This window comes from Siccirubricoccus sp. G192 (assembly GCF_019084075.1).
Classification (GTDB): Bacteria; Pseudomonadota; Alphaproteobacteria; order Acetobacterales; family Acetobacteraceae; genus G192.
The window spans coordinates 4,982,023-5,004,687 of record NZ_JAHREN010000001.1; the positions used below are offsets into that span (position 1 = coordinate 4,982,023).

Consider the following 22,665-nt stretch of genomic DNA (forward strand, 5'->3'; position numbering starts at 1 on the left):
CGGAGAATGCACTGGCTGCGCTCCTTGGAAACGTCTTCCTCACCGACATAAAAGCAGGCTGCGGAAGCAAGAAGCGCGCCAATCCGGGGTGCCGAACTCCATCAAGGAGTTAGGCATCCGCTCGCACGGGTTCTGCTGGGGCTGTAAGAATCCTCGACACTCCGACCCTGCGCCCAGAGCTGGCCCCGGGGCGCCAGCCTCATCCCGGATTGCCGGTTCAGGCCAGCGGCGCCAGGTGCAGCGCCACCACCTCGCCATCCTGGCCCGGCACGGCGGGGAAGCGGTTCCGCACCTCCGGGTCGTGGCCGGGGATCACCCGCGTCTCGTCGCCCCCGGCCAGGCGCCTGGCGATGCGCCAGCCCTGGGTCATGGCGCCGAGGTCGAAGATGATCGGGAAGGGATTGCCGGTGCCCGCATTGGCGTAGAAATGCAGCGCGTCCGAGGCGACCACCACCGGGCCGCGCGCCGTCTCCACCCGCACCACCTGCAAGCCGTCCGAATGGCCGCCGACCCGGTGCAGCGTCACGCCGGGCGCCACCTCGCCCTCGCCGTCATGGAACTGCACCTTGTCGGCGAACAGGGCGCGGACCATGGCGACCACGTGATCCGCCTCGAAGGGCAGGCGGATGCAGGCGGTGCACATGTGCCGGCCGGTGGCATAGGCCATCTCCCGGTCCTGGATATGGATGCGGGCATTCGGGAAGATGCCGATGCTGCCGGCATGGTCGTAGTGCAGATGGGTGATGACCACATCCCGCACCTTCGCCGGGTCGCAGTCCATCGCCCGCAGGCTCTCGGCGACGGAGCGGCTGATCCTGCGGCCGCGCTTCTCGGCGAGCGCCGCATCGAAGCCGGTATCCACGACGATATCGTGGCCATCCGGCCCGCGCAGCAGCCAGACGAAATAGTCGAGCGGCATGGCCTCATGCGGGTCCTCGACCGGCAGCAGGAAATTGCTCTGCGCCGGGCGGTCGTGCCGGCCGTAGCGGATCGCGTAGGCTTCCCAGTTCATGCTCCGCCTCCCGGCCGGTTGCCGCCGCCCAAGGCTTCGCCCGCCAGCTTCTCCGAAAGCTGCGCCAGCGCCGTATGGTCCTGGCCCGGGCCGAGCAGCGGCACCGCGCTGGCCCACATCTCCCGGCAGAGCGCCGCGAAGGGCGTGGGCGTCCCCGTCTCCCGCCCGACTTCGAGGGCGATGGAGAGGTCCTTCACCATCAGCTCCAACCCGAAGCCGGCATCGAAGCGGCGCGACAGCACGAACTGCTTGAACTTCTTCTGCGTGCTGTTGTTCATGCCCGTGGAGGCATTCAGCACATCCACCATCAGCGCCGGGTCGAGGCCGAAGCGCTGGCCGATCAGCAGCGCCTCGATCCCGATCAGGAAGCCGCCGGCGGAGACCAGGTTGTTCAGCGCCTTCATCGCCTGGCCGGCGCCGATGCCGCCGCAGCGATGGATGCTGGTGCCCATGGCTTTCAGCACCGGATCGGCGCGGTCGAGATCCGCCGCCTCGCCGCCCGCCATGATGGCCAGCTCCCCGGTTTTCGCGCGCGGCACGCCGCCGGAGACCGGGCAATCCAGCATCGCCACGCCCTTCGGCGCCAGCGCCGCCGCGATCTCCCGGGTCTTGCCGGGCTGGCCGGAGGTCATGTCGATCACCAGCGTGCCGGCGCCGAGCGCCCCGGCGATGCCCTCCGCTACCTCCGCCACCTGCCGGCTGGTGGGCAGGATGGTGATGACGCAATCGGCGCCCTGCGCACACTCGGCCGGGCTGCCGGCGGCGCGGCCGCCGACCTCCTGCACGAATTGCGCGGAGCGGCCGGGCACCGCGTCGCAGACCGCGACATCGAAGCCCGCCTTCAGCAGGTTGGCCGCCATCGGCCAGCCCATGTTGCCGATGCCGATGAAGCCGATGCGCTTGATGGCGCCAGGCATCACAGGGCCTCCGGCATCGGCTTCTCCTCGACCTCGCGCCGCGTCCCGCCAGCCCCGGGCTTCAGCGCGCCCTCGGCGACCAGCACCTCATGCGCCGCCTTGAAGGCATCGAGCCCGGCCGGAATGCCGCAATAGGCGGTGGCATGCAGCAGCGCCGCCTTGATCTCCTCCACCGTCACGCCGTTGTTCAGCGCGCCCTTCACGTGCAGCTTGATCTCCGGCGCGCGGTTCAGCGCCGTCAGCATCGCCAGGTTGATGAGGCTGCGGGTCTTGCGGTCCAGCGTCGGGTCGCCCCAGGCCCAGCCCCAGGCCCAGGCGGTGGTGGCGCGCTGGAAGGACATCATGAAGTCGTCGGCCTTGGACATCGAGGCATCGACATAGGCGGCGCCCAGCACCTCGCGCCGGATCGGCATGCCCTTGTCGAAGAGTGCGGAATCCTCGGACATCGTCATTCTCCCTTGGGGGTATGGCGGCAAGGCTGGCCCCGGCCGGGGCGGCGGTCAACCGGCTGGCGTCCCCGCCCGGGAGGGCTACAGCGGATGGCGTTCATTCCTGAACGCCATCCGCTGTAGCCCTTTGTTTGCAGAGCAGATTCACGCTCCCGGACGTTCACGCCCGTCCGCGATCTGCTCTAGGATCGGCGGGGACCAGGAAGGGGGCGGCCATGTTCTTCAAGGGCTTCGCGCTGGAATACCATGAGGCGAACGGGCAGCGCATCCGGCTGCGCCAGGGTGGCGAGGGCCCGCCCCTGCTGCTGCTGCATGGCAATCCGCAGACCCATGCCATGTGGCACCGGCTCGCGCCCGCCCTGGCGCGGCGCTTCACCGTCATCGCGCCGGATCTCCGCGGCTACGGCTTCTCCAGCTCGCCGCCGCCGAGCCCCGACCACGCCGCCCATGCCAAGCGGGAGATGGCGCAGGACCTGGTGGCGCTGATGCGGGGGATCGGCTTCAACCGCTTCCGGGTGGTGAGCCATGACCGTGGCGCCCGGGTCGCGCACCGCCTGGCGATCGACCATCCGGAGCGGGTGGAGCGGCTCTGCACCATGGACATCATCCCGACCATCGAGCATTTCGAGCGCACCGACATGGGTTTCGCCATGGGCTACTACCACTGGTTCTGGCTGGCCCAGCCGCATGACCGGCCGGAGCGGATGATCCTCCGGGATGTCGAGGACTGGTTCGACCTCCACACCTCGCGCGAACCGAAGGACCGCGGCTTCTTCCACCCGGAGGCGCGGGCCGACTACCTGGCCGCGCTGCGCGAGCCCGGCACCGTGACCTCGATCTGCGAGGACTACCGCGCCGCCGCCACCATCGACCTGGTGCATGACCGTGAAAGCCGCGCCCGGGGCGAGAAGGTGCAGTGCCCGCTGCTGGCGCTCTGGGGCGCCAAGGGCAAGCTCGGCGAATGGTACGAGCCGCTGGCGATCTGGCGCCGATACGCAACGGGCGAGGTCACGGGCGGCGCGGTCGCCTCAGGCCATTACCTGGCCGAGGAGGCGCCGGAGGAAGTGCTGTCCTGGCTCGACCGCTTCCTTTGAGCGCGCTTGCATGGCGGCCCCGGCGGCGATAGGGGCAAGGCAATGATTCCGGGAGGACACCGATGCCGCACACCACCCGCCGCGCCCTGCTGGCCGGCGCCGCCCTCGCCGCGCCCGCACTCGCCCGCGCCCAGCCCGCCTGGCCGAACCGCCCCATCACCGTGGTGGTGCCGAACCCGCCCGGCGGCGGCAGCGATTTCGCCGCGCGGCTGTTCCAGGACTCGCTGACGCGCGCGCTCGGCGCCCAGGTGGTGATCGAGAACAAGCCCGGCGCCAATGGCAATATCGCCATCCAGTCGGTGGCCCGCGCCGCGCCGGATGGCCATACCCTGCTGCTGCAATACAACGGCTACCACGCCGGCAACCCGGCGATGATGCGCAACCTGCCCTGGGACCCGATCCGGGATCTCGCGCCGGTCGGCATGGCCACCGTGGCGCCGCACGGCATCTTCGCCGCGCCCGGGCTGCCGGTGAACAGCCTGGCCGAGTTCATCGCGCTGGCGAAGACCCGGCCGGGGCAGTTGAACTACGCCTCCTCGGGCAATGGCTCCATCCAGCATATCGCCGGCGTGCTGTTCAGCCGCGCCATCGGGGTGGAGATGGTGCATGTGCCCTATCGCGGCGCCGCGCCGGCCTTGCAGGACGTGGCCGGCGACCGGGTGGAGATGTTCATCACCACGCCTTCCTCCGCCATCGGCCTGGTGCAGGGCGGCCGGGTAAAGGCGCTCGCCATCGCCAGCGCCGCCCGGATCAAGGCCCTGCCGGAGGTGCCGACCACCGCCGAGGCCGGCCTGCCGGGCTTCATCGTCGATGCCTGGTTCGCCTTCTTCGCCCCCGCCGGCACGCCGCCCGGGATCATCGGGCGCGTCAACGCGGCGTTGCGCGAGGCCACTACCCAGCCGGATGTGCAGCGCCGCGCCGAGGAGGGCGGGGTGATCCTGCGGCCGCTGACCGTGGCCGAGATGGACGCGGTGGCGCGGCGCGAGATCGAGGTGCTGGGCCGCATCATCCGGGAGAACAACATCACCATGGAATAGCGGCCCGGCCGTTATTCCAGCCCCAGCGCCTTGAGGTCCACCGTCCAGGGCAGGTCGGTATCCTCGGTGCGGATGCCCGCCTGCGTCACCAGGCAATGCGCCTGGCCGCGGTGATGCGTCTGGTGGTTGAAGAGATGCGCCACCAGCACCCAGGCGGGCTTCGTCATCTCCCGCCCCGTGGCGCCGCTGAACCAGGTGAAAGGGGCTGCCAGCCAAGCCTGGTCCAGCCCCGCCGCCCAGGCCTCGATCTCGGCATCGGCCTCGGCGCGGGCGGCGCGCAGGCTGTCCCAGTCCTCGATCAGGCGGGGGCTTTCCTTGATGCCGCCGGGGGGCTTCGGCCAGCCGGCGAAGCGGCTCATCCAGGTGCGGTCGGCCCAGAGCAGATGGCAGAGCGTGCCATGCAGGGAGTCGAAGAAGGCGCCGCGTCCGGCGCGCCGCTCCGCCTCCGGCACCGCCGCGGCGGCGGCATAGAGCCGGCCGTTCATTTCGCTGTTGTAGGCCGCCATCAGGCGGCACCAATCGGCGGAGATCATGCTGCCCTCGCGCTGGCGGCCGGTGCATCGGCCGCCAGCCTAGTGGGGAAACCCCGGCGGATGCCACAAGGGGCTGCGGAAGCGGCAACCATGGCCACGTGGTTCCTGTCCGGCCGCGCTGCACGACCACCCGGCGGGCCTCCTCTACCCATCCCGGTTCGACCCTTCCGAGCCTTGCGTCGCCCTGTTCGAGCGCAGCGCCCCGCATCTCGCCTTGGCCAGCGACAGCCTGCCCCTGGGCGGGACGCTGCCGGAGGTCGCTGCCGCGCTGGACCGCTACGGCAAGGCCCTGGATGCGGGCCAGGCAAGCCCGCCCCGGGCTGCCAAGGGATGCGGCGCCGGGTGGCCCCGGCCTCGCCCCGTGTCAGGCCTCGCGGTCGCGCTCCGCCATCATCTCGCGGAAGGCGGGCCGGGCATGGCAGGTCTCCATCCAGGCCTTCACGCGCGGCGCCGCGTCGAAGAGTTCCGGCGCCGGCAGGGCGAAGCGGAACACTTCCGCCAGGTTGATGTCCGCCACGGTGAAGCGCCCGCCGACGGCGAAGCCCGTGCGGGCGAGCGCCGCGTCCAGCACGGCGAAGGGCGCGCGCAGCGCCTCGATGGCGGCCTGGGCCCTGGCCGGATCGCGTTCTCCCGGCGGCTTCGCGACGCGATGATAGAGCACCTCGATCGCCTGCGGCTCGGCCTCGGTCGCGGCCCAGAGCGACCACATGGTCATCAGCCCGTCCTCCGCGATATCGGCGGGGCCGAGCCTGCCGCCGTATTTCTTCGCCAGATACAGGTTGATCGCCAGCGACTCGTGCAGCACCAGGCCGTCGTCCTCGATCGACGGGATGTGGCCGCTGGGATTGACCGCGAGGAACCCGGCGGAGCGGGTATGCAGCGGCGCATCGGGCGCGGCGGGGTCGGGAAGCCGGTAGGCCTGGATGACCGGGACATGCCGGAAGGGCAGGCCGATCTCCTTCGCCAGCCAGATGTTGCGCGAGGCGCGGGAGCGATAGACGCCGTAGATCGTCAGCATGGAATGCGCACCTCCGTGCAAGCAATGGCAGGCGCAGGCGGGGAGTGCCTCGGAGCCTGTCGGGCGCGCAGCATGCCGCAGCCGCAAAGCCGCGCAAGCTGATCCCTGGTGATCGGCTTCGCGCCGGCGCCTGAACGCGGGCGCATGCAGACCAGCCGGCGATCCGATCTGGCGGGGAAAGCCGGGCGGAGTCAGGATGATGCGGCAGGGCTCCCAAGGAAAGCGCTGCCCGGCGGCAGTTCGGCTTCGGCATGGCGGAGATGCCACAGCCGCTCATGGGCGGCGATCAGGGTGCCCATCTCATGCCGGCGGCGCCTGGGATCAGGCTCGTCAGGAATCACTCCCTCGCTGAGGCAAAGGAGACCGGCGGCCAGTTCCAGATGCCCGTCGTCACAGGCGCGGTGGACCGCGACGAGGATGATGTCGTGCAATCGCCTGCTTCGACGGACCATGGGATGCATGTGGGGTTCGCCTTGCCTGGATCGGTTGGAAGCCACCCGAGGGGCGGCCCGGAATGCGCGTGGAGACGAATGCAAGGCCGGCCTTCGTCTCCCCAGCGCAAATCCGATCTAGGAGGGCACTGCAGAGGACGGCCGGAAGCGTCGCCAACCGCGGATGGCCGGCCGGCCGGCCGATTCCTTCCTGCTCGGCTGCGGCGACGGCCAGGGAGGAATGCGCCCTCCCCGCCTCATCCTGCCTGCCATGCCTGGCGGAATATTCTCGTCCTCATACTCATGGATCACCTCCCGCGAGAGGTGAATGAGGTTCACCAGGGCGCGGACATAGCCGAGCGGCTCTTCCGCCCCGCCCCGGTCCCCCGAAGCCATGGATCTCATCGGTCTTCCCCCATGGCTGTTGCCGGCATGTAGGGCCCGGCGGCCCTGGCGTCCTCCCAGGCCCCGACGCCGGTCCTGACCAGGCGCCGGAGCGCCTCCGCCAGGGAGGGGAGCCGCTCCCGGATGCGGAACTCCTCGACCGTCACGGCCTCCGCGACCGTGAGATTGAAGGAGAGATGCACGTCTCGCGGATTGCCGCGGGGATGGTTGGCCATGGGCCCGATCTCCACTCGCCGGCCCGGCGCGGGCCCACGCTCGGCGGGCCGCGGCGGGACCGGGCGCTGTCCCTCCGGAGCGATCGGGGGACCCCTATGGGTCCCCCGACATGCGGGTCAGGCCTCGCCGTCCTGGCGACGGCGGCGGCTGGCGATCCCGAGCCCGAGCAGGCCCATGCCGAACAAGGCCATCGAGGCCGGCTCCGGCACGGCGGTGCCGATGCGGACCTGGGCGACGTCGCTGACGAGATCGAGGCCGATGATGCCAACCGTGGTGATGAAGCTGATCGAGGTGAAGCTCTCCCCGGTGATGGTGAAGAAGTTGTTGCCGGAGGCGGACAGGGCGAAGGGCGCCGAGGTGCCGCCGGGAATGCCGGTGAAGGTCACGGAGCCGGCGGCATTCGCGTCGATGTTCAGGATCAGGGAGGTGAAGGCGGAGCCGTCGGCATAGCTGATCGTCAGGTTACTGAAGTCGCCATCCTGCGCCACGATCCGGGCCTGGCCGCCGGCAGCGTACTGGATGTTCTCCAGGGCGGTGAAGTTCACCAGCTTGGTGGAATCGGTGTTCAGGCAGCCCTGGATCGTCAGGGCAGGACCCGCGATGGCGCCCGTGCAGGGATTGTCGATGACGTTGGCCTGATTCGGCTGCGGATTGTTGCCGGGCGTGATGATGAGGGCCGCCTGGGACGGCGCGGCGAAGCCGAGGCCCGCCAGCACGGTCCCGGCGAGCGCGATGTTGCGCAGGGTCGAGGTCATTGAGAGGCACTCCCCCAAGGTGGGTCACGTAGCAGGATCGCTACGCAGCACCCTGTCGCAAGCAGCGTGCCAAGCCCCAAACCCGCCAAAAGCCGCCCGTGCGCGGCAGATCTGGAGAAGTTTCCAACTAAACAAAAATGTTATCGGATGCCAAATTGGCCGACGTAATCGTGATGGTTTCTTTCGTCGCAAGTTGTTTACAGTATGTCGTCTAAATTGTGAGATAGTCTTAATATTAATGTCTTTCCCAGCTTAGCGACTAAATCTGTCTATACATCGAGAGTTGGTTTTAAATTTAAGTTTAAAAGAATGAATTGCCTCATGTAAAATCCATCGCCATCTTCTTTAACGCAATAATTGCTGACCCGAAGGCATGGTAGGTCGTGGCGAACACCTCGCTGCTCGCCTACGCTGGCCAGGATGCCGCGACAGGAGGCCGGCGCCGCGGCGGGCCTGCCTCGCGCCTCAAGAATAAATGCCTAGGGAATCCCCGAGGGCCGCCAAGCGGCATGGGCCGCCGGGTCCGAAGCGCCGTGTCGCAACGGAGGACTCGCGCGCAGGCGCACCGGCAGCATCACCGCCGGTGGTTCCGCGCCGAAGGGGCGCTGATCTGGTCCGGGACCACGGGGATGCGCGGCGCCCACCCGCCGTTCCCGCCGGCGGGTGCGGCCCCATCGAGCCCCGCCGCCGCCCAACCCCGCGCGAAGCGGTCGGGAGACGGCCCCGGCGCCTACATCCCGCCGATGTAGTTCGGCCCGCCGCCGCCCTCCGGCGTCTTCCAGTCGATGTTCTGCGAGGGGTCCTTGATATCGCAGGTCTTGCAGTGGACGCAGTTCTGCGCGTTGATCACCAGCCGCGCACGGGCATCGCCGGCCTCCACCGCGGCGCCCTCGCCGGTGGCCTCCGCATCCGGCGTGCCGCGCAGCTCCCGCTCCGCCTCCGGCCCCACCGCCTCATAGACGGCGGCCGGGCAGTAGCGGCTTTCCGGGCTGCGGAACTGGTCCCAGTTCACCGGTGTCCAACGGGCCGGGTCGCGCAGCACCAGATGCGCCGGCTGGTCCTCCTCATGGTTGGTGTTCGAGAGGAAGACCGAGGAGAGCCGGTCGAAGGTCAGCACGCCATCCGGCTTCGGGTATTCGATCTTCCTCGACTGCGCCGCCGGCTTCAGCGTCTCGTGGTCCTGGTGGTGCGTCCAGGTCCAGGGCGCCTTGCCGCGCAGGACATAGGTGTCGAGCGCGGCATTCACCATGCCGCCCCAGAAGCCGTATTTGGCGAAGCCCGGGCGGATGTTCCGCACGCCCTGCAACTCGGACCAGACCCAGCTTGCCTTCAGCGCCTCCGGGTAGCTCTCCAGCACCGCCGGGCGCTCCTCGCCGGCCAGGGCCGCGGCCACCGCCTCGGCCGCCACCATGCCGGATTTCATGGCGGTATGCGTGCCCTTGATCTTCGGCACGTTGAGGAAGCCCGCCGTGTCGCCGATCAGCATGCCGCCGGGGAAGACCAGCTTCGGCACCGCCTGGATGCCGCCCTCGTTCAGCGCGCGCGCCCCGTAGGCGATGCGCTTGCCGCCCTCCAGCATCTTCCGCACCGCCGGATGCATCTTGAAGCGCTGGAATTCGTCGAAGGGCGAGAGCCAGGGGTTGGAATAATCGAGCCCCACCACGAAGCCGATCGAAACCAGGTTCTCGCCCAGCATGTAGAGGAAGGAGCCGCCATAGGTGTCCTGCGTCAGCGGCCAGCCGGTGCTGTGCCAGACCAGGCCGGGCTTGTGGTTCTCGCGCGGGATCTCCCACAGCTCCTTCATGCCGAGCGCGAAGGTCTGCGGCGCGACCCCGTCCCGCAGGTTGTAGCGCTCGAAGAGCTTCTTGGTCAGGGAGCCGCGGCAGCCCTCGGCAAACAGGGTATAGGTGGCGCGCAGCTCCATGCCCGGCTGGTAGTTCGGCCCCTTCTCGCCATCCTTCAGGATGCCCATGACGCCGGCCACCACGCCCTTGACCTGGCCGTCCTCGATGATGCTCTCGGAGGCGGCGAAGCCCGGATAGATCTCCACCCCCAGCGCCTCGGCCTTGGCGCCGAGCCAGCGGCAGACATTGCCGAGGCTGACGATCCAGTTGCCGTGGTTGTTCATCTGCGGCGGCGTCGGCAGCTTGAAGGCGCGCGTCGCGGTCAGCAGCATGAAGCGGTCGTCGGCGGCCGGGGTGGCCAGGGCCGGCGGGTCGTCCCGCCAGTCCGGGATCAGCTCGTCCAGCGCGCGCGGCTCCAGCACCGCGCCGGAGAGGATATGCGCGCCGATCTCGCCGCCCTTCTCCACCAGGCAGACGCTGGCCTCCGGCGCCTGCTGCTTCAGCCGGATCGCCGCTGCCAGGCCCGCCGGCCCGCCGCCCACGATCAGGACATCGAATTCCATCGCCTCGCGCTGCTCAGCCTCGGACATGCCTGCGACCTCTCTTGGTTTGCAGGGGATGTAGCGGAGGGGCGGGTTGCGCGGAACCCCGGCCAGGGGCGATATCACCAGCATGGGCCAGGGCGCGATGGATGCAGGCTGAAACCGATACGGCGCTGCTGCTGGCGGCGCTGCGGCTGCAGCTCGACTGGGGCGCCGAGGAGAGCCTGGCGGACCAGCCCCTCGACCGCACCGCCGCGCCCGCCGCAACCGGCCCCGCCCCTGGCGCCCCGCCGGAGCCCCGCCCCGCCCGGCCGGCCCTGGTCCGCCCCACCCCCGCCGCCGCCCGCCCCGCCCCGCCCGGCGCCGCCCGCGCCGCCGAACTCGCCGCCGCTGCCGGCAGCCTGGAGGCGCTCCGCGCCGCCATGGCCGCATTCGACGGCAGCCCGCTGCGCGAGACCGCCACCAACCTGGTCTTCGCCGATGGCGCGCCGCAATCCGGCCTGATGCTGATCGGCGAGGCGCCCGGCGCCGATGAGGACCGCCAGGGCCTGCCCTTCGTCGGCGCCTCCGGCCGGCTGCTGGACCGGATGCTGGGCTCGATCGGCCTGGATCGGGCGCGCGACGCCTATATCACCAATATCCTGCCCTTCCGCCCGCCCGGCAACCGCACGCCGACCGAGGCCGAGATCGCGCTCTTCCTGCCCTTCGTGCTGCGCCACATCGCGCTGGCGGCGCCGCGGCGGCTGGTGCTGGTGGGTGGGGTCTCGGCCAAGGCGCTGCTACGCTCGCGCGAAGGCATAACCCGGCTGCGCGGCCGTTGGCTCGAAGTAATGATTCGGGAAGACGAGGCATTGCCCGCCCTCGCCACCCTGCACCCCGCCTATCTGCTGCGTAACCCCGCAGCGAAGCGCGATGCCTGGACCGACCTGCTGCTGCTCAAGCGCGCAATTGAGGCAAAACAAGGGCAATAACGCACGGATTGTTTACCAATCCCGGATCGATGGCCTTCCGGGATTCAGGCCCCCCGGCGGGGTTTTTCATGACGCTCCCGGCAATCCGGGGCTTGCGCAACGGCAAGCGGGAACGGTAACGGAAACCCGCATGCGAGCGACCGGCCCCCGGGCCCGGCGCACCCTTCGCCCCCTGCGTGCCGGGGTCCTGTGGGGTGCCGTGCTGTGCGCGGGGGTTGCCATCCCCGCCATGGCGCAACGGGCCCACGACCAGACCGCCATGAGCCTCTCCCGCCCCGCCCCGCAAGGGGAGGCCGCCGGCCTGCCGCAGGTCCTGGCCCCCTCCGACGCCGCCCGGCTGCGCCGCATCTTCGACCTGCAATCCCGCGGCGAGCCGGAGGCGGCGGCGCGCGAGACCGAGCGGCTGGCCGACCGGCGCCTGCTCGGCCATGTGCTGGCGGCGCGCTGGCTCGACCCCGCGGCCGCGCCCAGCGCCGCGGAGGTGCAGGCTTGGCTCGGCAATCATGCCGACCATCCGGACGCGCTACGGCTACATGACCTGCTCACCCGCCTGTTGCCGCGCGGCGCGCCCCTGCCGGCGCCGCCGCCGGCGCCCGATTCCCTCTCCCCCGAAACCTCGCTGGCGCCGGAGGAGCGCGATGCGGCCAGCGCCGCCATCATCCGCAACCCCGCGCTCGACCGCAGCCTCCGCGACCGGGCGCGGGAGGGCAATGCCGAGGCGGGGCTCGCGCTGATCACCCGCAGCCGCGGCATGACCCCGGCCTATGCCGCGCTGCTGAAATCCGACCTCGCCCTCGGCCTGTTCCGCGCCGGCCAGGACGGGCCGGCGCTGCGCATCGCCGCCGAGGCGCTGCGGGCCGGTCCGAACCGTGCCGGGGCGGGCCAGGCCGCCTTCGCCGCCGGCCTCGCCGCCTGGGGCCAGGGGCACTACCCCACCGCCCTGCCCTTCTTCGAGGCCGCCGCCCGGGCCGAAGGCGCCGCCCCCGTGCTCCGCGCCGCCGCCGCCTTCTGGACCGCCCGCGCCGCGGTCCGCGCCCGCCAGCCGCAGCTCTATGTCACCTGGATGATGCAGGCGGCGCAGGAGCCGCGGACCTTCTACGGGCTGGTCGCGCGCCGCGCGCTCGGCCTCGCCACCAGCTTCGCCTGGCAGCAGGAGGTGGCGGGCGAGGCCGAGGCCGCCGCCGTGGCCGAGACCGCCGGCGGCTGGCGGGCGCTGGCGCTGCTTCAGGTCGGCCAGGCGGCGCGGGCGGAGGCGGAGCTGCGCCAGTTGTTCGGCCAAGCGCGGAACAACCCCGGCCTGCTCCGGGCCATGCTGGTGGTGGCCTCCCAGGCCAATCTCACCGGGTTGGCGGCGCAATTGGCCGGCGCCTCGCAGACCGTGGATGGGCGGCCGCGCGACTTCGCCCGCTACCCGCTGCCCCGGCTGCTGCCGCAGGGCGGCTTCCGGGTGGACCCGGCGCTGCTCTATGCGCTGGCCTTGCAGGAAAGCCGCTTCAATGCCGCCGCCGTCTCCCCGGCCGGGGCGCGCGGCCTGATGCAGATCATGCCGGCGACCGCGAGCTTCGTGGCGAACGACCCCTCGCTCAGCGGCGAGGCGGCGCACCGGCTGCACGACCCCGGCTTCTCGCTGGAACTCGGCCAGCGCTACGTGCATCACCTGGCGCGGCTGGAGGTGGTGGAGGGCAACCTGATCCGGCTACTGGCCGCCTATAACGCCGGGCCGGGCAACCTGGCGAAGTGGCTGCCCGCCAGCGGCCACCGCGACGATCCCTTCCTTGTTCATCGAGAGCATCCCCTTCGACGAGACACGGGGTTTCGTGCAGCAGGTCCTGGCCTATTCCTGGATCTATGCCTCCCGCCTCGGCCTGCCGGCGCCGAGCCTGGACCAGATGGCCGCCGGCAGCTTCCCGAAATTCAGCGGGACCGAGGAGGTCACGGCGATGCTGCGCCGGCGCACGGCGAGGCTACAGTAGGGGCAACCAAGCCGGAGACCCCCCATGCCGATCGACGAATCCCTGGAATTCCTGCCCGTCAACATCGCGGTGCTGACCGTCTCCGACACGCGCGACATGGCGAATGACCGCTCCGGCCAGACCTTGCAGGAACGGATCGAGGCGGCCGGGCACCGCTGCGTGGCGCGCGAGATCGTCCGCGACGAGGCCGATGCCATCGAGGCAGTGCTGCGCCGCTGGATTGCCGACCCCGCGGTGGATTGCGCCATCACCACGGGCGGCACCGGCATCACCGGCCGCGACGTGACGCCCGAAGCCTTCCAGCGCGTGCTGGAGAAGGAGATCGAGGGCTTCGGCGAGCTGTTCCGCATGCTCAGCTACCGCAAGATCGGCACCAGCACGATGCAGAGCCGGGCGCTGGGCGGCGTGGCCTCGGGCACCTACCTCTTCGCCCTGCCCGGCAGCACCGGCGCCTGCAAGGATGCCTGGGACGATATCCTGGTCTTCCAACTGGATGCACGGCACAAGCCCTGCAACCTGGTGGAGCTGATGCCGCGGTTGCGGGAGCATGTGAAGGCGGGGTGAGGCGGTGCCCTGAAACGGGACCGCATGCGGAGGGAAGCAGGATGGGTCTTCGCGCAACCATGCTGGGATTGGGCGCGGCTCTCGTTCTCGCCCTGCCGGCGCGCGCCGATTTCTTCGATGACCTTCGCCGGACCTTCCAGCACGATATCCCGCGCACCTTCGAGCACGACATCCCGCGCGCCTTCGAGCACGACATCCCGCGCGCCTTCGGAGCCGAACCGCGGCGGAAGCCGCAACCGGCGCGCGCGCAGCCGCGGCCAGAGCCGCAGCGGCCGGCGAATACCAGGCGGACGCCGCCGCCGCGGCCTGCACCGCCGGACTGAACGCGCCGGCTTCCGCTGGCGCCATCGGCCAGGGCTTCGGCGCATCGCGAAACCATCGCCTATTCAGCTCGGTCGCTGGCCCGGCGCAGCCTGAACCGCTCCCGCTCCGGGCGATCCTCCTCGATCAGCCGCAACAGGTCCTCCGGGATGGGTTCGGCGGCAACGGCATCGAAATGCTGATGCAGGCTGCGCTCCAGCCAGCGAAGCCATGGCGTGAAGGCGTCGCCCTCCGGCTCGGCCCTTGGAGGGTCCGCCCTGCTTCCGCCTGGTGGCTCATTCGGATGTTTCGCCATGGCCTCGCTCCGCCCCGCGCACGCCTTGCAAGGGGCGCACGGGATGGCGAGCGCGGGATGTGCGGCTTCGCACAGCGTGGCGCTGACAAGAGGGTGTTTTCTGGCCTTGGTCCCAAGGGACCCACGTCCCCAACCTGGCCCGGCGCGCGCTCCCACGCGCCGGGCCTTCTTTGGCTTCCGAGATCAGCCCCGCCGCGACCCTGTAGGACCGGCTTCGCTAACCCGCCCCCTCCACCGGCGGCACCGCCCCCGCCCGCGGCTCGACCGGCAGCCGCTTGTCGAGCCCGCTCAGCCGCTCGAAGAGCGCCGCCGCGCGCAGCGCGCGTTCCTCCCGCCGTGGCGGCGCGGCGATCTGGAGGCCGATCGGCCTGCCGTGCTGGTCGAAGCCGCAGGGCACCGCCACCGCCGGGCAGCCGGCCACCGTGATGGCGGCGTTCAGCATCGAGGCCGCCATGTAATTCTCGAGCTTCACCCCGGCCACGCTCTCCGGGTGGCGCAGCATCACGTCGAAGGCCGGCGTCGCCGCGCCCGGCGTCACGAAGACATCGTATCGGGCGAAGAGCGCGGCCATGCGGCGGTAGAATGCGGCGCGCTCGCGTTCCGCCCAGGCCAGGCGGCTCGGCGTCTCGCGCAAGCCGCGCTCGGTGTTCCAGATGATGTCGGGCTTGATGAGGTCGCGGTGGCTGGCGAGCTGCAATTCGCGGTCCACCACGAAATGCTGGCTGCGCAGCACCAGGAAAGCCTCCTGCAAGTCGCCGAGATCGGGGGCGGCCTCCTCCACCACGCAGCCCGCTTCCTCGAAGCGCCGCACCGCTGCGGCGCAGATGGCGCGCGTCTCGCGGTCCACCGGCAGGGCGCCGTTGAAATCGGCGGTGAAGGCGATGCGGCGCGGGCGATGCGCCTCCGCCCCCGCCACCGCCGCGGCGTAGCTCTCGGCCGGCGCATCATAGGTGAGCGGGTCGGCCGGGTCCCAGCCCGCCATGGTGTCGAGGAACAGCGCCACATCCGCCACGTTCCGCGCCATCGGCCCCAGCACCGAAAGCGGCGCAAACAGGTTGTTCGGCGTGCCGCGCGTGACGCGCCCCGGCGAGGGCCGCAGCCCCACCACGCTGCAATAGGTGCCGGGCCGGCGCAGGCTGCCGGCATGGTCGCTGCCATGCGCCAGCCAGGCCTCGCCGGTGGCGACGCTCACCGCGCCGCCGCCGGTGCTGCCGCCGCAGGTGAGCGCGGTGTTCCAGGGATTGCGGGTGCGGCCGAAGACCTCGTTGAAGGTGGAGCCGCCGGCGCCGATTCCGGCGTATTGGACTTGCCGATGACGATGCCGCCCAGCCGCTCGATCCGCAGCACCAGCGGGTGCGAGCGTTCCGGCACATGGTCGCGGAAGATCGGCGAGCCATAGGTGGTGCGGACCCCGGCCACATCGGTCAGGTCCTTGATCGTCACCGGCAACCCGCCGAGCCAGCCGGGCTCGCCCTCCGCCTCCCGCCCCTCGCCGGCCATCAGCCGCCGCGCATGGGCGCGGGCGCGGTCGAGGCAGAGGGTCGGCAGCGCATTCACCGCCGGCTCCACCGCGGCGATGCGCGCGGCCGCGGCCTCGACCAGTTCGAGCGGCGAGACATCGCCCTGGCGCAGGCGGGCCACCGCCTCGGTGGCGGTGAGGCGGATCAGGCTCTCGGACATCGGGCGGTTCCTCCTGATCGGCATTGCAGCGGAGAGGGGCGCAGGGCGCAATCCCGGTCCTGCTTTGTCCTTGCGCCAGCGCAAAGTTCCTATTATGTTCCTAATGCAACTCTCACCCTGGAGGCAGTCCGGCATGGCCCACTTCACCCCCCGCCGCGCCTGGGCACCGCTCTCGGATGCGGAATGGGCCGTGCTGGCGCCCTTCCTCCGGCGGGAGGGCAGCGCCGGCCGGCCGCTCGGGGATGAATGGCGGAGCCGCATGGACGGCATCTTCCACGCCGCCGTCTCCGGCCAGCCCTGGCATGCCCTGCCGGAGCAGTTCGGCAAGCCCGATACCGTCAGCCGCCACTTCCGCCGCCTCGCCCATGCCGGGCTCTGGTCCCGCCTGCTGGTGGCGCTCACCCTGCCGCAGTGCCCGTCGGCGCTGCGCGGCATCGAATACTGGCTCTGCCGGGCCGCGCGGCGGGCCATGCGGCTCTTGCGCATGGGCGGGCTGATGCTGGCCCGCCGCCTCGGCCTGTTCAGCGCGCTGCCGATGCTGCCCTGCTACATGCCGAACCGGGATTTGTCCGAAGCGCTGCACCGCTTCCAGGCCAGGCTGCTGGATCGGCTGTTTTCCGACCCGCCATCGCCCGGCACCCTCACCCGGCTCGGCCGCCTGCTCGCCTATGCCGGCGGCCGCAGGGTCTGGTCGAAGCGGCTGGCCCCACCATGAGGGCCGAACCTAGGGTGTGCAGAGGCCCTGTGGCCTCTGGCGGGGTGTCCAGAGGGGCAGCGCCCCTCTGGCCTGCGCCCTCGTCAGTCCTGATCCTCGAACGGATTCTTCGTCCCCCGCGCCTGCAAGCGGATCGGCACGCCCGGCATTGCGAAGGTCTCGCGGAAGCTGTTCACCAGGTAGCGCCGGTAGTCCTCCGGCAATTGCTCGGCGCGGGTGCCGAAGACCACCAGCGTCGGCGGCCGCGCCTTGGCCATGGTGGCGTAGCGCAGCTTGATGCGGCGGCCCTCCACCAGCGGCGGCGGGTGGCGCTCCAGCACGGATTCGAACCAGCGGTTCAGCTCGCCGGTGCCGATGCGGCGGTTCCACAGCGCATAGGTGGCGCGCACCGCCGGCATCAGCCGCTCCACGCCCCGCCCGGTCTGCGCCGAGAGCGGCACCACCGGGATGCCGCGCAACTGCGTCAGGCTGGTCATCAGCGTGTCGTCCAGCCGCTTGCGGGTGGCGGCGCGGTCCTCCACCGCATCCCATTTGTTCAGCGCGATGACGACGGCGCGGCCCTCGCGCTCGGCCAGGCGGGCCAGGCGCAGCTCCTGCTCCTCCATGCCGAGCAGGGCGTCCACCACCAGCACCGCCACCTCGCATTCGCGGAGGGCGGCGAGGGAGGCGGCGGCGGACATCTGCTCCAGGTGGTGCTGGATGCGCGCCTTCTTGCGCAGCCCCGCGGTATCCACCAGCCGCACCTTCCCGCCCGTGGCATCGGTCCATTCCACCGCCACGGCATCGCGGGTGAGGCCGGGTTCCGGCCCGGTGATCATCCGCTCCTCGCCGAGCAGCGCGTTCAGCAGGGTGGATTTCCCGGCATTGGGGCGGCCGATGATGGCGAGGCGCAGCGGCCGGTTGGGGTCATGGCCTTCGCCCGTCCATTCCCGCGGCGCGTCCTCGTCGGGCAGGTATTCGCGCACCGCGTCGTGCAGCTCGCCCATGCCGTCACCATGCTCGGCCGAGACCGCGACCGGGTCGCCGAGGCCGAGTTCATAGGCCTCCATCGCGGCATAGCCGCCGTGCCGCCCCTCGGTCTTGTTCGCCACCAGGATCACCGGCACGGGCTGGCGGCGCAGCCAATCGGCGAAGGCGCGGTCGGTGGGGGTGACGCCGGCCCGGGCATCCATGACGAAGAGCACCAGGCTGGCCTGGCGCACCGCCGCCTCGCTGCTGGCGCGCATGCGGCCCATGATGGTCTCGGGTGCCGCCTCCTCCAGCCCGGCGGTGTCGATCAGCCGCACCGGGCGGCCGGCGACCCGGCCCTCCGCCTCCTTGCGGTCGCGGGTGACGCCGGGGGTGTCGTCCACGATGGCGATCTTGCGGCCGACCAGCCGGTTGAACAGCGCGGACTTGCCCACATTGGGGCGGCCGATGATGGCGATGACGGGCAGCATGGTGCAGGCGATACCGGAGGTAAGGGGGGGCGCCCGGAACCCCGGGCGGCCCCCCCCTCTACAGCATTTCCGGCCAAAGTGCTCGCGCCCTGCCCCGGAAAATGCGCCGGGGCGGGAAAGGCGGGCGCTAGCCCTGGCCGCGCAGCGCCACCACCCTCGCGTCGTCGGTCAGCAGGTACAGCGTCCCGCCGGCGATGGCCGGTTGCAGGGTGGCGCCGTCGGAGAGCCGGGTGGTGGCCAGGATCTCGCCATCCAGCGGGTTCACCTCGACCATCCGGGAATGGCTGCCGGCCACCAGCAGCCGGCCGCCCGCCAGCACCGGCGGGCCCCAATTGATCGGGTCGCGGCGGCGCTCCTCGTTCTCGAAGCGGCCGAGCGGGCGGAGCCAGCGCACCCGGCCGTCATCGCGGCCGAAGCAGATCAGGTCGCCATTGGTGGCCAGCAGGAACAGCGCATTCCCGGCCGCCCAGGGGGTTTCCGCCCCCGCCACCTCCCGCTCCCAGAGCCGCCGGCCGGAGCGGAGGTCGATCGCGATGGTGAGGCCGCCGAGCCCGGTGGCGAAGACCCGGCCTTGGTCGATCACCGGCAGGGCGGCGATGGCGGCGATATCGGCCAGGCCGCCGCCGCGGGCCGAGGCCAGCGTCTCGCTCCAGATCACCCGCCCGTCATTGGCGCGGATCGCCGCGAGCTCGCCGGAGGCGAAGCCGGCCACCACGGTCTCGCCCTCCACCGCCGGTGCCGGCAGGCCGAGCGTCATGGTCACGGTGGGCTGCCCCCGATAGGTCCAGAGCCGCCGGCCATCCTCGACCGAAAGGGCGAGGAGCTGGTTCTCGGTAGTCGGCACCAGGATGCGGCCGCCGGCCACCGTGGGGGCGCCGCGCGCCGGGGCGGACAGCGGCGCCCGCCAGCGCACGGTGCCATCGCCGGGCTCCACCGCCAGGACCTCCGCCAGGCCGGTGACGGCATAGAGCGTCCCGCCCTCGAAGGCGACGCCGCCGCCGAGCGCGCCATCGCGCTCCTTCTCCGGCCGGGTATCGAGGCTCCAGCGCCGCCGGCCGGTGGCGGCATCGAGCGCCGTCACCTCGCCATAGGCATCCATGGCATAGACCGTCTCGCCGGCCATGATGGGGGGGCCGGTCAGCCGCCGGCGATAGGCCGAGCCGCTGCCGACCGAGCTCCGCCAGGCCTCGCTGAGCGGCGCGCCGAGCGCGGGATGGCCCGGCGCATGGCCGGGCACGCCGCCGGCCTGGGGCCATTCGGCCATGGGCTCGGGCGGCGGCAGGCTGACCGGCGCGCCGCCCTCCGCCTCGCTCACGCCGAGCGGCCGGTCCGCCGCCAGCACCGGCAGGCGCTCGCCCTGCAGGGGCCGCTTCCTTTCGCCGAAGATGCTGTCGAAGGATTCGGTGATGGTCTCGCAGCCGGCCAGCAGCCCGGCGGCGCCCAGCAGGACGGCCCGGCGGGTCGTCTCACGGCCCGGCCTGGGGCGCGCTGCGTCCCGCATGTTCTTTCCCGGCATCCTGTTCCCCCCGCTGTCAGCCGCCGAGGCCGGAGAGCAGCCGCCCGGCCCGGTCGCGCACGCCCTGCGGCGCGGTGTCATCGGCGGCCAGCGCCGCCAGGCCGCGGCGGGCGGCTTCCGTCTCGCCCCGCTTGAGCGCGGCCAGGGCCAGGATCTCGGCCGCCGAGGCGCGCCACGGGCCATTGTCTGCCGCCAGCGGCGCCAGCCGCGCCTCGACCGCCGCCGGATCCCCGGCATCGAGCGAGTGCAGCCCCCACAGCACGGTGGCCAAGTCGCGATAGAGCGGATCGACCGCGTCATCCGTCGCCACCGCGTCCCAGAGCGCCAGGGCGCCGGGCTTGTCCCCGGCCTCGGCCAGCAGTGCCGCGGCGCGCAGCCGGGAGAGCATGCGGTAGCCGCTCGGCGCCTCCGCCGCGATGCCGGCGAAGCGTTCGGCCACCGCCTTGGCATCGGCTCCCGGCTCGGCGGCGCTGCGGCCGGCGGCGAGGTAGCTCACCGCCGCCTGTGCCGCCGCGCGGTCCTGCCACCAGCGCCAGCCCTCCAGCCCGGCGATGCCCAGCAGCACCAGCAGCGCGGCGCCGGTCAGCAGGCCGCCATAGCGGGCGAGCAGCCGCTTCATGCGCTCGGCGCGATAGTCTTCCTCCACCTCGTCGAAAATATCGGACACGGATTTCCCCCGGAACCGGCGCGGTGCATAGCAGCCCCTTGGCGGGGCGTTAAGCCCGGGGTGGTTGGATGCGGCGATGCACCGCCTCCTGCCCCTCCTGCTGCTCTCCCTCGCCGGCTGCGATCCCGCCGGGCTCGGCGCCGCCACCGCGGTCGGCCTGGGCTCGGTCGCGGTGATCGGCCGCACGCCGGTGGATGCGGTGGTCTCCGTGGTCAGCGGCCGGGACTGCTCGGTGGTGCGGCTGGACCGCGGCCAGGGCTATTGCCGGCCGGAGGAGCCACCGCCCCCGCCGCCACCCTACTGCACCCGCAGCCTCGGCCGCGTCGATTGCTGGCGGCAGCCGCCGCTCGCCCTGCCGATGCAGCAGGGGGTGGCGGATGGCAGGGCGGTGCTCACCGCGGAGCAGGAGGCGCATCGGCGGCGGCGCTGGCCGGGCCTCTGGTGAGACGCCGGGCCTATTGCCGTGGCGGCGAGGCAAACTCCTCCTTCTGCATCTCCGCCGGGGCCGGCGCATCGGAGCGTTCCGAGGCCGGGATCGCCCGGCCGCTGCCGATCCCCTGCCGCTCGCGGGCAAGCCGGGCCCCGAGTTCCGCCAGTTCCTGGCGCTGCTGCTGCAACCGGGACTGCGCCTCCGCGATCATCTCGCCGAGTTCCTGGCGGCGCCGCTCCATGGTCGCCACCTCGCCCCGCAGGGTCTGCGCCTGGTCCTGCAGCCGGGCCTGTTCCTGCCGGGCCGCCGCGGTGGCCTCCGCGACCTGCCGCGCCTCCGCCGCCGCCTGGTTGGCGCTGGCCAGCCGGGTTTCGGTTTCGCTGAGCGCGGCACGGCGGGCGGCAAGCTCGGTGCCGGCCGCCTGCGCCTCGGCACGCGCGGCTTGCAGGCGGCGCTCCTCCGCCGCCGTGCCGTCGCGCAATTCGGCCAGCCGCCGCTCGGCGGCGCCGACGGCGGTGCGGAGCTCGGCGCTGCGGGCTTCCAGGTCGCGCAGCGTGGCGGCCGCCGCCTCGCGGGCGGTGCCGAGGCGGCCCAGTTCCGCCTGCGCTTGGCCGATCTGCGTGCGGTGCTCGGCCTGCGCCGTCTCGGCCGCCGCCAGGGCCTGGCGCAGCCCGGCCAGCCGGCGCTCGGTCTCGGCGACCTGGCCGGTGAGGTCGGTGGAGCGCGTCTCCAGTCCGCGCAGCCGGGTCGCAGCCGCCTCGGCACTCTGGTTGGTGCGGGCGAGCCGGGTCTCGGCCTCGGCCAGCGCGGCGCGGCGGGCGGCGAGGTCGCGTTCCGCCGTCGCCGTCTCGGTGCGGAGGCCGGCGAGGCGCCGCTCGGCCTCGCTCCCGGCCTGCTGCCGCTCGGCCAGCGACCGCTGCGCCTGCTCGATGGTGGTGCGCAGCGATTGCAGGCGCCGCTCCTCCGTCGCCGCGGTGTCGCGCTGGCCGGCCAGGCGCCGGTCCTCCGTGCCCACCTCCTCGCGCAGCCCGGCCAGCCGCCGCTCCGCGGCCGCGGCCTGTTCGCGGAGGCCGGCGAGGCGCCGCTCCTCGGCCGCCGCGCGTTCGCCGAGCGCAGCCAACCGCCCGTCCTGGCCCGCCGCCTGGTCGCGCAGCTCCGCCAGCCGGCGTTCCGCCTGGGCGACCTGCCCGGTCAGCCCGGCCAGGCGCTGGTCGGCGGCGCTGGACTGGTCAAGCAGCCCGGCGATCCGCCGCTCCGATTCGGAAATGCTGTCGCGGCGCTGGACCGAGGTCTGCTGCGTCAGGTCCGCATCGGCCTGCAATTCGGCGAGCCGCTGCTCCTCGGCGGCGATCCGCTCGCGCAGGCCCTTCGCCTGGAGGTCGGCGGCGCCGCGGTTCCGCTGGGCGGTGGCCAGGGTGCCGCGCGCCGTGGCCAGCCGGGCCTCCAGCGCGGCGAGGTCGCCGGCGGCGCGGCGCTCCGCGGCCAGCGTGGCTTCGAGTTCGCCCACCTGCTGCCGCAGCGCGCCGCCGCGCGCCTCCGCATCCGCCAGGGCCCGCTGGGTCGCGGCGATCCGGTCGCTGCGCTCCACCGTCAGGCCGCAGCCCGCCAGCGGCGCCAGCAGGACCGGCCACAGCACGACCAGGGCCGGCTTCGGCCAGCACGACAGCTTCACCATCCGAACGTCCCCCGTCTTGTCCCGTGCCTGGTCCCGGCCGCCACGAGCCGCCGGCCCCCCGGCCGGATGTCCTGGCATTCCCGCGCCAATGCGGCCCGCTTCCGGGGCGCCGGTCAACGGCCGCCAGGCGCGGCGGCGATCGTTTGCGTTCACGTTAAAGTTTCCA

Annotated in this window: 21 protein-coding genes and 1 pseudogene; 8 read left to right on the top strand and 14 right to left on the bottom strand. The window is 72.1% G+C overall.

Annotated features, from left to right (window positions below; all coding sequences use genetic code 11):
* Positions 1-217: 217 nt before the first annotated feature.
* Genes KSF81_RS24050 through KSF81_RS24060 form a run of 3 tightly spaced genes read right to left on the bottom strand, consistent with a single transcriptional unit; the run spans position 218 to position 2,375 of the window.
* Entirely contained in the window at positions 218-1,012 is a 795-nt protein-coding gene (locus KSF81_RS24050; protein ID WP_217381117.1) for an N-acyl homoserine lactonase family protein, read from the bottom strand.
* A complete protein-coding gene (locus KSF81_RS24055) occupies positions 1,009-1,929 on the bottom strand; it encodes an NAD(P)-dependent oxidoreductase (protein ID WP_217381118.1) in 921 nt (306 codons plus the stop codon). The genes KSF81_RS24050 and KSF81_RS24055 overlap by 4 nt, the downstream gene beginning before the upstream one ends.
* On the bottom strand, positions 1,929-2,375 hold the full coding sequence (locus tag KSF81_RS24060) for a carboxymuconolactone decarboxylase family protein (RefSeq protein ID WP_217381119.1): 447 nt from the start codon (positions 2,373-2,375) through the stop codon (positions 1,929-1,931). Before KSF81_RS24060 ends, KSF81_RS24055 begins: the two co-directional genes overlap by 1 nt.
* A 218-nt stretch (positions 2,376-2,593) precedes the next feature.
* On the opposite strand from KSF81_RS24060, the gene KSF81_RS24065 reads away from it, so the two are divergent.
* Entirely contained in the window at positions 2,594-3,472 is an 879-nt protein-coding gene (locus tag KSF81_RS24065) for an alpha/beta fold hydrolase (protein ID WP_217381120.1), read from the top strand.
* Between the two features lie 62 nt (positions 3,473-3,534).
* On the top strand, positions 3,535-4,509 hold the full coding sequence (locus tag KSF81_RS24070) for a tripartite tricarboxylate transporter substrate binding protein (RefSeq protein WP_217381121.1): 975 nt from the start codon (positions 3,535-3,537) through the stop codon (positions 4,507-4,509).
* A gap of 11 nt (positions 4,510-4,520) precedes the next feature.
* On the opposite strand, the gene KSF81_RS24075 is transcribed toward KSF81_RS24070, so the two are convergent.
* The 5 genes from KSF81_RS24075 to KSF81_RS24095 form a co-directional block, all read right to left on the bottom strand.
* The gene (locus KSF81_RS24075) at positions 4,521-5,042 is read right to left on the bottom strand and encodes a DinB family protein (RefSeq protein ID WP_217381122.1); all 522 of its coding nucleotides are present in this window, start codon (positions 5,040-5,042) and stop codon (positions 4,521-4,523) included.
* Between the two features lie 364 nt (positions 5,043-5,406).
* The gene (locus KSF81_RS24080; protein WP_217381123.1) at positions 5,407-6,060 is read right to left on the bottom strand and encodes a glutathione S-transferase family protein; all 654 of its coding nucleotides are present in this window, start codon (positions 6,058-6,060) and stop codon (positions 5,407-5,409) included.
* Positions 6,061-6,892: 832 nt separating this feature from the next.
* Positions 6,893-7,111, bottom strand: coding sequence for a hypothetical protein (locus KSF81_RS24085; protein WP_217381124.1), 219 nt, complete (start codon positions 7,109-7,111; stop codon positions 6,893-6,895).
* Between the two features lie 117 nt (positions 7,112-7,228).
* Positions 7,229-7,867 (bottom strand): PEP-CTERM sorting domain-containing protein, encoded by a 639-nt coding sequence (locus KSF81_RS24090; RefSeq protein WP_217381125.1) that lies wholly within the window; start codon positions 7,865-7,867, stop codon positions 7,229-7,231.
* A 730-nt stretch (positions 7,868-8,597) separates the two neighbouring features.
* Complete coding sequence (locus tag KSF81_RS24095; RefSeq protein ID WP_217381126.1) at positions 8,598-10,301, bottom strand: electron transfer flavoprotein-ubiquinone oxidoreductase; 1,704 nt, start codon at positions 10,299-10,301, stop codon at positions 8,598-8,600.
* A 101-nt stretch (positions 10,302-10,402) separates the two neighbouring features.
* On the opposite strand from KSF81_RS24095, the gene KSF81_RS24100 reads away from it, so the two are divergent.
* From KSF81_RS24100 to KSF81_RS24115, 4 genes are all read left to right on the top strand, one after another.
* Positions 10,403-11,224 carry a uracil-DNA glycosylase family protein gene (locus KSF81_RS24100; RefSeq protein ID WP_217381127.1) on the top strand — a complete coding sequence of 274 codons (822 nt, stop codon included), beginning with the start codon at positions 10,403-10,405 and terminating at the stop codon, positions 11,222-11,224.
* A gap of 229 nt (positions 11,225-11,453) precedes the next feature.
* Positions 11,454-13,304: a lytic transglycosylase domain-containing protein gene (locus KSF81_RS24105; RefSeq protein WP_254453718.1), complete on the top strand. Its 1,851-nt coding sequence runs from the start codon at positions 11,454-11,456 to the stop codon at positions 13,302-13,304.
* Complete coding sequence (gene moaB / locus KSF81_RS24110; RefSeq protein ID WP_217381128.1) at positions 13,222-13,761, top strand: molybdenum cofactor biosynthesis protein B; 540 nt, start codon at positions 13,222-13,224, stop codon at positions 13,759-13,761. The genes KSF81_RS24105 and moaB overlap by 83 nt, the downstream gene beginning before the upstream one ends.
* A 41-nt stretch (positions 13,762-13,802) precedes the next feature.
* Positions 13,803-14,084: a hypothetical protein gene (locus KSF81_RS24115; RefSeq protein WP_217381129.1), complete on the top strand. Its 282-nt coding sequence runs from the start codon at positions 13,803-13,805 to the stop codon at positions 14,082-14,084.
* Positions 14,085-14,143: 59 nt separating this feature from the next.
* Here the strand turns inward: KSF81_RS24115 and KSF81_RS24120 are convergent, their stop codons facing one another.
* Together KSF81_RS24120 and KSF81_RS24125 are read right to left on the bottom strand one after the other, a co-directional pair.
* Complete coding sequence (locus KSF81_RS24120; protein WP_217381130.1) at positions 14,144-14,377, bottom strand: hypothetical protein; 234 nt, start codon at positions 14,375-14,377, stop codon at positions 14,144-14,146.
* Positions 14,378-14,594: 217 nt separating this feature from the next.
* Positions 14,595-16,192 (bottom strand): annotated as a pseudogene (locus KSF81_RS24125) (amidase).
* On the opposite strand from KSF81_RS24125, the gene KSF81_RS24130 reads away from it, so the two are divergent.
* Positions 16,191-16,772, top strand: a complete 582-nt coding sequence (locus KSF81_RS24130; RefSeq protein WP_217381131.1) for a transposase — start codon at positions 16,191-16,193, stop codon at positions 16,770-16,772. The pseudogene KSF81_RS24125 and the gene KSF81_RS24130 sit on opposite strands and share 2 nt — an antisense overlap.
* A gap of 83 nt (positions 16,773-16,855) precedes the next feature.
* On the opposite strand, the gene der is transcribed toward KSF81_RS24130, so the two are convergent.
* The 3 genes from der to KSF81_RS24145 all read right to left on the bottom strand — a co-directional run bounded on the left by der (position 16,856) and on the right by KSF81_RS24145 (position 20,394).
* Positions 16,856-18,211, bottom strand: a complete 1,356-nt coding sequence (gene der / locus KSF81_RS24135; protein ID WP_217381132.1) for a ribosome biogenesis GTPase Der — start codon at positions 18,209-18,211, stop codon at positions 16,856-16,858.
* A gap of 127 nt (positions 18,212-18,338) precedes the next feature.
* Positions 18,339-19,712 (bottom strand): PQQ-binding-like beta-propeller repeat protein, encoded by a 1,374-nt coding sequence (locus KSF81_RS24140; protein ID WP_217381133.1) that lies wholly within the window; start codon positions 19,710-19,712, stop codon positions 18,339-18,341.
* A 31-nt stretch (positions 19,713-19,743) separates the two neighbouring features.
* Positions 19,744-20,394, bottom strand: coding sequence for a tetratricopeptide repeat protein (locus KSF81_RS24145; protein WP_217381134.1), 651 nt, complete (start codon positions 20,392-20,394; stop codon positions 19,744-19,746).
* A 76-nt stretch (positions 20,395-20,470) separates the two neighbouring features.
* Here KSF81_RS24145 and KSF81_RS24150 point away from each other — a divergent pair, with 76 nt between their 5' ends.
* Positions 20,471-20,839 (top strand): hypothetical protein, encoded by a 369-nt coding sequence (locus KSF81_RS24150; protein ID WP_217381135.1) that lies wholly within the window; start codon positions 20,471-20,473, stop codon positions 20,837-20,839.
* 10 nt (positions 20,840-20,849) lie between these two features.
* Here the strand turns inward: KSF81_RS24150 and KSF81_RS24155 are convergent, their stop codons facing one another.
* Positions 20,850-22,499 (bottom strand): hypothetical protein, encoded by a 1,650-nt coding sequence (locus KSF81_RS24155; protein ID WP_217381136.1) that lies wholly within the window; start codon positions 22,497-22,499, stop codon positions 20,850-20,852.
* Positions 22,500-22,665 lie beyond the last annotated feature (166 nt).

Bases quoted from the DNA above. Each gene is read 5' to 3' on its own strand.
- moaB (WP_217381128.1), top strand. From the start codon at position 13,222: ATGCCGATCGACGAATCCCTGGAATTCCTGCCCGTCAACATCGCGGTG.
- KSF81_RS24155 (WP_217381136.1), bottom strand. From the start codon at position 22,499: ATGGTGAAGCTGTCGTGCTGGCCGAAGCCGGCCCTGGTCGTGCTGTGG.
- KSF81_RS24050 (WP_217381117.1), bottom strand. From the start codon at position 1,012: ATGAACTGGGAAGCCTACGCGATCCGCTACGGCCGGCACGACCGCCCG.
- KSF81_RS24080 (WP_217381123.1), bottom strand. From the start codon at position 6,060: ATGCTGACGATCTACGGCGTCTATCGCTCCCGCGCCTCGCGCAACATC.
- KSF81_RS24070 (WP_217381121.1), top strand. From the start codon at position 3,535: ATGCCGCACACCACCCGCCGCGCCCTGCTGGCCGGCGCCGCCCTCGCC.
- KSF81_RS24115 (WP_217381129.1), top strand. From the start codon at position 13,803: ATGGGTCTTCGCGCAACCATGCTGGGATTGGGCGCGGCTCTCGTTCTC.
- KSF81_RS24130 (WP_217381131.1), top strand. From the start codon at position 16,191: ATGGCCCACTTCACCCCCCGCCGCGCCTGGGCACCGCTCTCGGATGCG.
- KSF81_RS24055 (WP_217381118.1), bottom strand. From the start codon at position 1,929: ATGCCTGGCGCCATCAAGCGCATCGGCTTCATCGGCATCGGCAACATG.
- KSF81_RS24090 (WP_217381125.1), bottom strand. From the start codon at position 7,867: ATGACCTCGACCCTGCGCAACATCGCGCTCGCCGGGACCGTGCTGGCG.
- KSF81_RS24065 (WP_217381120.1), top strand. From the start codon at position 2,594: ATGTTCTTCAAGGGCTTCGCGCTGGAATACCATGAGGCGAACGGGCAG.
- KSF81_RS24085 (WP_217381124.1), bottom strand. From the start codon at position 7,111: ATGGCCAACCATCCCCGCGGCAATCCGCGAGACGTGCATCTCTCCTTC.
- KSF81_RS24095 (WP_217381126.1), bottom strand. From the start codon at position 10,301: ATGTCCGAGGCTGAGCAGCGCGAGGCGATGGAATTCGATGTCCTGATC.
- KSF81_RS24060 (WP_217381119.1), bottom strand. From the start codon at position 2,375: ATGTCCGAGGATTCCGCACTCTTCGACAAGGGCATGCCGATCCGGCGC.
- KSF81_RS24075 (WP_217381122.1), bottom strand. From the start codon at position 5,042: ATGATCTCCGCCGATTGGTGCCGCCTGATGGCGGCCTACAACAGCGAA.
- KSF81_RS24120 (WP_217381130.1), bottom strand. From the start codon at position 14,377: ATGGCGAAACATCCGAATGAGCCACCAGGCGGAAGCAGGGCGGACCCT.
- KSF81_RS24150 (WP_217381135.1), top strand. From the start codon at position 20,471: ATGCACCGCCTCCTGCCCCTCCTGCTGCTCTCCCTCGCCGGCTGCGAT.
- KSF81_RS24105 (WP_254453718.1), top strand. From the start codon at position 11,454: ATGGCGCAACGGGCCCACGACCAGACCGCCATGAGCCTCTCCCGCCCC.
- der (WP_217381132.1), bottom strand. From the start codon at position 18,211: ATGCTGCCCGTCATCGCCATCATCGGCCGCCCCAATGTGGGCAAGTCC.
- KSF81_RS24140 (WP_217381133.1), bottom strand. From the start codon at position 19,712: ATGCGGGACGCAGCGCGCCCCAGGCCGGGCCGTGAGACGACCCGCCGG.
- KSF81_RS24100 (WP_217381127.1), top strand. From the start codon at position 10,403: ATGCAGGCTGAAACCGATACGGCGCTGCTGCTGGCGGCGCTGCGGCTG.